This is a genomic window from Streptomyces sp. NPDC059900, from assembly GCF_050270335.1.
In the GTDB taxonomy this organism is placed as follows: Bacteria; Actinomycetota; Actinomycetes; order Streptomycetales; family Streptomycetaceae; genus Streptomyces.
Window position 1 is genome coordinate 1 of record NZ_JBNNJZ010000500.1, and the last position, 6,060, is coordinate 6,060.

Here is a 6,060-nt window from a genome sequence, read left to right on the forward strand (position 1 = left end):
TCCCAGTGCTGCAGCGTGACACCGGGTGGTTTGCCGGGCGGCCCGCCGACGCCGTACGCGAATCCGGTGAGCCAGATGTCGTCGTGCGCGACCGGGAGCAGTCCGGTCACCGAGGCGCGGATGCCGAGGGTGCGGGGGATCACCGTCCAGGCGCCGTCCCAGCGGGCGATGATGTCGCCGTAGACCCACACCTCGCCGCCGGGGGTCACCCGGACGCCGGAGGGCGTCGGCGCGGCCTCGTCCGGCAGCGGCCGGCACCAGCGCCACGCCTTGTCGTTGCCGTACATCAGGCCGGCGCGGTCCCCGTGGCGCCCCGATATCCAGAACCGGCCGGAGGGGCCGGACGCGACACCGGTCAGCCGGGTCCCCGGCTCACCCCGGCCGGGGAAGTCGGCCTCACGCCAGGTCGTGCCGTTCCACCGGAGCAGCTGGTCGTGGCCCGCGGTGTTCGTGCCGATGGCCCAGGCCGCGCCGTCCGCACCGGCGGCGACCGCGCGCAGGCCGCCGCCGTACGCCAGATGGGAGACGTCGGCCAGTGACCAGGCGGAGCCGTTCCAGCCGAGGGCGAGGGGAGTGCCGAGGGTGCTTCCGTTGCGCCCCTGCTCGCCCACGGCCCAGGCGCGGTCGGGGCCCGCGGCGGCGACCGCGACGAGGTGAGCCGCTGCCCGGCCGTCCGGGGCCGCGACCTGCTGCCACCCTGCGGCGGCGGCCGACCCGGGCCGGGCGGTGGCGGTTGCGGTGGCGGCGCTGGCTAACGGTACGGGCAGGGCCAATCCGGCCCCGGTGACGGCCAGTCCGCGGACGAAGGCGCGTCTTCGCATGAAGGGGTCCCTTCTCGAGGTCTTCCGTGTCTCAGCGTCTTTCGGGTCTTGCCTGCGGTCTTTTCGGGGGCAACACCCTGAACCGGACAGGCGGCCTCGTCAATGCACGGAGGTGCGCAATTCGATTCCGTGTCAGGCCCCGGCTGTGCCGGTAACGTGACGCGTCGACTGAGGGGTGGACACCACACATGGCATCGAGCACCTTCCGTATCGGCGGCGAAATCGAGGTGCGCCGGCTCGGGTTCGGGGCGATGCGCCTTCCGACCGAGGCCGGGGCGCCCAGGGAGGCCTCCGTCGCGGTGGCCCGGCGCGCCGTCGAGCTGGGCATCACGCTGATCGACACGGCGTTCATGTACGGGTGGGGCGCCAACGAGGAACTCCTCGTGGAGGCGTTGTATCCGTACCCGGACGACCTGCTCATCGCGACGAAGGTGGCGATCGAGCAGCCGGCCCCCAGCGAAGAGGCGTCGGTCAACGGACGCCCGGAATTCCTGCGCGAGCAGGTCGAGCAGGCGCTCCGGCGGCTGCGCGTCGAGCGCATCGGGTTGCTGCAGATGCACCGGCTCGACCCGAAGGTGCCGCTCGCCGACCAGCTCGGCACACTGCGCGAGTTCCAACTCGACGGCAGGATCGGCCACATCGGCCTGTCCGAGGTCACCGTCGACGAACTGGAAGAGGCGCGGCGGATCGTCGACGTGGCGAGCGTGCAGAACCGCTACAGCCTGCTCGACCGGGAGCACGAGGCCGTGCTCGACGCCTGCGACGCTGCAGGGATCGCCTTCCTGCCCTGGCGTCCCGTCCACCCGGCGGCGTCCACGGCGACCGCCGAGATCGCGGCCGTGGCGGCCGAACTCGACGCCACCGCGGCGCAGATCGCTCTTGCCTGGCTCCTCGACCGTTCCCCGGTCGTGCTGCCGATCCCGGGCACCGCCTCGCTCGACCACCTGGCGGAGAACGTCGCCGCGGCGGACCTGCGGCTGAGCGCTGAGCAGCGCGGGCGGCTGGACCGGATCGCGCAGGCCTGACCGGGCACGGCGGGGGCTGACCTCAGTCCGCCTCCGGCTCCGGGCGGTCGATCCGCAGGAGGTAGTGGGCGCGGTCGTCGACGGGGTTGTCCGGTTCGAGCGACACCTCGGCGACCCGCCGCAGGCCTGCCTTCTCCAGGGCGCGCCAGGAGGCCGGGTTGCCCGCGTGGACGGGGACCAGGATCGCGGTCGCCCCGGGATAGTCGGCCCAGGTGGCCCGGACGATCGCCCGGATCATGCGGGTACCGAGCCCGCGGCCCACCCGGAGGGGATCCCCGATCAGGTAGTCGATGGTCACGGCACCCTGCGGGATCTCGGCCTGGCCTGCCAACTCATCGCCGTATTCGGGGTAGTCGGCGAAGCGGGAGCGCTGGACGAGGCCGATGGGTTCGCCGTCGAGCAGCACGAGCAGGTCTTCCGACGGCTCCTCGCCGCGTGCCGCCGGGCCGAAGTCGCGCGCCACCGCCTCGGGCGATGTCTCGTGGTTCCACCAGCGCGCGACGTGCGGCTGCTCCAGCCACCGCCGGAGCAGGGGGAAGTCCGGTTCGTCGACTCGGCGCCAGCTGATCATCTCGTGCACTCAGCCCCCGTACGTGGCCTCGGACTCGCCGAGGACCGCCGCGAAGTCCGCCGCGAACCGTGCCGCGTCAGTCACCTCCAGCGTAGCCGTGGTGACCCGCACGGCCGTGGGCGTCGCGATCCGGAAGCGGGAGCCCGCGGCCACCCACCACCCGCGCGAGCGCAGCCCGTTGACCACCGCGGACTCGTCCCGCACCGGCACCCACACGTTCATCCCGCTCACGCCCTGCGCCGCGATCCCGAGCCGCGCGAGCTCCCCGGTCAGCGCCTCGCGCCGCTCGGTGTAGACCCGCTCGGCCCGCTCCACCAGCGCGCGCGCCGCGGCGTCGGTCATCGTGCGCTCCAGGGTCTCCTGCAGTACGTGGCTGACCCAGCCCGACGTCAGGAGCATCCGCCCCTCGTGCCGGGCCAGCGTGGTGGCGTCGCAGGCCAGAGCCGCCCATCGCAGGTCGATGCCCAGATGCTTGGACACGGTGCGCACCTGGGCCCAGCGTTCGAGTCCGCCGGCCGCAAGCGAGTATGAGGGAGCACCCGCGATGTCCGCGTTGTGGTCGTCCTCGACGACCAGCACTTCCGGGAAGCCGCCGAGGACGTCGAGCAGGGCGTCACGCCGGGCCTTCGAGAAGCTGCCGCCCACCGGGTTCTGCCCACGCGGGCTGCACACCACGGCCCGGGCCCCGGAGCGCAGTGCGCCGCGCAGCGCCTCCGGCCTGATCCCCTCGTCGTCCACCGTCACGGGCACCATGCGCAGGCCCAACGCCGGTACCAGGTCCAGGAGATGGTGGAAGCCGGGGTCTTCGACGGCCACCGTGTCGCCGGGTTTCAGCTCCGCGGACAGCAGTCTCGCCATGCAGTCGAGGGCGCCGTGCGAGAAGGTCACCCGGTCGTGCGGCACCCCGTCCCGCGCGAACCACTGCCGCGCCAGGTCCTCCAGTGCCGCGCGGCGCGGTGAGCCGCGGTGCGAACCGCCGACGGGGTCGACTCGCTCGGGCGGCAGCAGTACCGGAAGGAGCGCCGGATCCGGGTGTCCGCCCGCCAGATCACGCACCCCCTGCGGCACCTTGGCGGGGCGGCGCGCCCCGACCGCCGGGGCCTGAGCCACCACCGTCCCGCCCCGGCCGCGCGTGACGACGATCCCGCGCTGCCGGAGTTCTTTGTAGGCCGTCGCGACGGTCCCCGCGCTGACGCCGAGTTCATCGGCGAGGCGGCGCACCGGAGGCAGTGCGTCGCCCGGCCCCAAGCCGCCCTCGGCCACGCCCTGTTCGACCGAGGAGGTAATGCCCTTGGCGGTCGTACCGCTGATCGCATATTGTGCTGCCACGTAATCAAGTATGTATCAGTACAAAAACGAGAGTCAAGCCGAGTCAAGCGGGATTCCGGGACGACGCATCGCAGAGCAAGGGGGAGTGGTGAGCCTCAGTCGCAGGCGGGCCGCACTGTACGCACGGATACCAGGGGGCCTCGACGGTCGGCGCATGCTCTGGATCGCCCTGATCAACAAAGTGGGCACGGGGCTGTGGATGGGGGCGGCGGCCCTCTACTTCACCCTGGTCACCGGGCTGTCCGTGACCGAGGTCGGCATCCTCATGGGGGTCTCGGGAGCCGTCGGCATCGCGGGCGCGCCCCTCGCGGGACACCTCGCCGACCGCTTTCCCGTCACGCGCGTCATCATCGGCTCCCAACTCCAGCAGGCCATCGCCCTGTTGGCCCTGCTGACGACGGACAACTTCTCGCTGCTCCTGCTGTACTCGGCCGTCAACAGCCTCGCCGACCGCGGCGCCAACGTCCTCACCAAGCTGTACGCCGCCCGCATCGCGGGCCCGAACCGCACCAGGTACCAGGCCGTGCAGCGCTCGGTCTCCAACGCGGGCTGGGCCATCGGCGGCCTGGCCGGTGCGCTCGCGCTGGCCGTCGGCACCGCCCACGCCTACCAGGCCCTGCTCATCGGCAACGTGGTCAGCTTCCTCGTCGCCTCGATCCTCACCCTGCGCTGCGCGGAACCACCGTCCCCCTCGCGGGTGGTCACCGATTCGAAGGCCCCCGCCCTTGCGGCGCAGCCCTCCAACCCCTGGCGCGACCGGCCCTACCTGCTGTTCACCGCCACCGAGGCGGCGCTCTTCCTGGACGACGCGGTGCTCCAGGTCGGCCTGCCCCTGTGGATCGTGCACGCCACCGACGCCCCGCACGGCCTCGCGCCGCTGCTGATGGTCCTCAACTGCGTGCTCGTCGTGTTCTGTCAGGTCCCGCTGTCCCGCTTCGGGGCCACGCCGGACGGCGCCCGCAGACTTCTCGTGCCCCTGGCCGCCTGCTTCGTCGTCGGCTGCGCCGCCATGACCGTCTCGGTGGCCGGCGGCACCTGGCTGGCCGTCGTGGCCCTCGTGGTCGCGGCGATCGGATTCACCTTCGCGGAGATCCTGCACGCCATCGCCTCCTGGGAGCTGTCCATCGCGCTCGCCCCCGACGACGCCCAGGGCGCCTACCTCGGTGTGCACGGCCTGTCCTCGTCCGCCCAGCGCAGCGGAGGACCGCTCCTGGTCACCGCCGTGATCACGGCGGGCGCCTTCGCCTGGCCGCTGCTCGGCGCGGGCGTGATCGCGACGGTCGCCGCGCAGAGCCGTCTCGTACGGGGGCGGCTGCGGCCCGCGACGACGCACCGCCCGCCGCGGATGCGCGGCGGGCGGTACGCGGGGAGGCGGTACGCGGGGAGGCGTTGAACCGAGCGGCCGCGGCCTCAGCGGCCGATGCGGATGCGGTGCGCCTGGTCCTGGCCCTCGGGCCCGGTGCCGGACTTGTCGACCACGAACGCCGTACCGCCCGCCACCTGGACGTGGTTGGGGTTGGCTCCGGTGGCAAGGGTCTCGACGACGGCGCCCTTGGCGGGGTCGACGACGGTGACGGTGCCGGGGGTCCGGTTGGCGACCAGGACGCTGCCCGTGCGCCGGTCGGCGGCGACGGACAGGGCGCCCGCGCCGGTCGGCACGGACTTGGTGACGGCGCCCTTCTTGAGGTCGACGACCGAGAGGCCGCCGGCGGCCTGGTCGGCGGTGTAGGCGGTGCGGCCGTCCTTGGAGAGCGCGACGGAGATCGGGCCGTCACCGGTGGGGATCAGACGGGGGCTCCCGCTTTTGCGGGTGATCTCGATGATCCGGTCGCCGCCCAGGTCGGCGGCGTATACGGCGCCGGTGCGGGCGTTCACGGCGAGCCCTGCCGGGGTCGATCCCTCGACCGTGACGCGCTTCTTCTCCTTGAGGGTGCGGGTGTCGAAGGCGACCACCGTGCCGTCGCCGAAGCTGCTGGCCCACGCCGTGTTGTGCTGGGCGTCCACGACGATCTCGCGGGCGTGGTTCACGCCGGGCAGCGAGGTGAGGTGCTTGCCGGTGCGCTGGTCGTAGACGGCGACGGAGTTGTCGCGGGTGTTCGTCGTCCAGACGGTGTTGTGCTCGTCGTCGACGGCCACTCCGTAGACGGCCTCGACGGCGCCGGTCTCGGCGTTGGTGACCGGCGGCGTGTAGCTGGCCTTCACCTTCAGCGTGCGCGGGTCGACCTTCAGGAGGCTGGAGGTGGTGACCGGGGGCCGGCCCACCGCGGAGGTGGCCCACAGCACGTTGTTCCGCTCGGAGTACGCGGACTGGTAG

6 protein-coding genes are annotated in these 6,060 nt (G+C 72.8%); 2 read left to right on the forward strand and 4 right to left on the reverse strand.

Translation table 11 applies throughout. The features are described 5' to 3' along the window. A partial coding sequence (locus tag ACQKIP_RS37285) for a hypothetical protein (RefSeq protein ID WP_427745152.1) occupies nt 1-821 on the reverse strand: 821 nt, incomplete at its 3' end. A 188-nt stretch (nt 822-1,009) separates the two neighbouring features. Here ACQKIP_RS37285 and ACQKIP_RS37290 point away from each other — a divergent pair. After that, entirely contained in the window at nt 1,010-1,846 is an 837-nt protein-coding gene (locus ACQKIP_RS37290; RefSeq protein WP_365864596.1) for an aldo/keto reductase, read from the forward strand. A gap of 22 nt (nt 1,847-1,868) precedes the next feature. Here the strand turns inward: ACQKIP_RS37290 and ACQKIP_RS37295 are convergent, their stop codons facing one another. Both ACQKIP_RS37295 and ACQKIP_RS37300 read right to left on the reverse strand, forming a co-directional pair. Next, the gene (locus tag ACQKIP_RS37295; protein ID WP_365864664.1) at nt 1,869-2,417 is read right to left on the reverse strand and encodes a GNAT family N-acetyltransferase; all 549 of its coding nucleotides are present in this window, start codon (nt 2,415-2,417) and stop codon (nt 1,869-1,871) included. 9 nt (nt 2,418-2,426) lie between these two features. Continuing rightward, nucleotides 2,427-3,746: an aminotransferase class I/II-fold pyridoxal phosphate-dependent enzyme gene (locus ACQKIP_RS37300; RefSeq protein ID WP_365864594.1), complete on the reverse strand. Its 1,320-nt coding sequence runs from the start codon at nt 3,744-3,746 to the stop codon at nt 2,427-2,429. Nucleotides 3,747-3,900: 154 nt separating this feature from the next. Here ACQKIP_RS37300 and ACQKIP_RS37305 point away from each other — a divergent pair, with 154 nt between their 5' ends. After that, nucleotides 3,901-5,139: an MFS transporter gene (locus ACQKIP_RS37305; RefSeq protein WP_365864592.1), complete on the forward strand. Its 1,239-nt coding sequence runs from the start codon at nt 3,901-3,903 to the stop codon at nt 5,137-5,139. Nucleotides 5,140-5,156: 17 nt separating this feature from the next. Here the strand turns inward: ACQKIP_RS37305 and ACQKIP_RS37310 are convergent. Further along, on the reverse strand, nt 5,157-6,060 hold a 904-nt coding region (locus ACQKIP_RS37310), incomplete at its 5' end, for a YncE family protein (RefSeq protein ID WP_427745153.1).

What these genes read in the sequence shown, in the direction of transcription:
- ACQKIP_RS37290 (WP_365864596.1), top strand. Translation starts at nt 1,010, where the DNA reads ATGGCATCGAGCACCTTCCGTATCGGCGGCGAAATCGAGGTGCGCCGG.
- ACQKIP_RS37305 (WP_365864592.1), top strand. Translation starts at nt 3,901, where the DNA reads ATGCTCTGGATCGCCCTGATCAACAAAGTGGGCACGGGGCTGTGGATG.
- ACQKIP_RS37295 (WP_365864664.1), bottom strand. Translation starts at nt 2,417, where the DNA reads ATGATCAGCTGGCGCCGAGTCGACGAACCGGACTTCCCCCTGCTCCGG.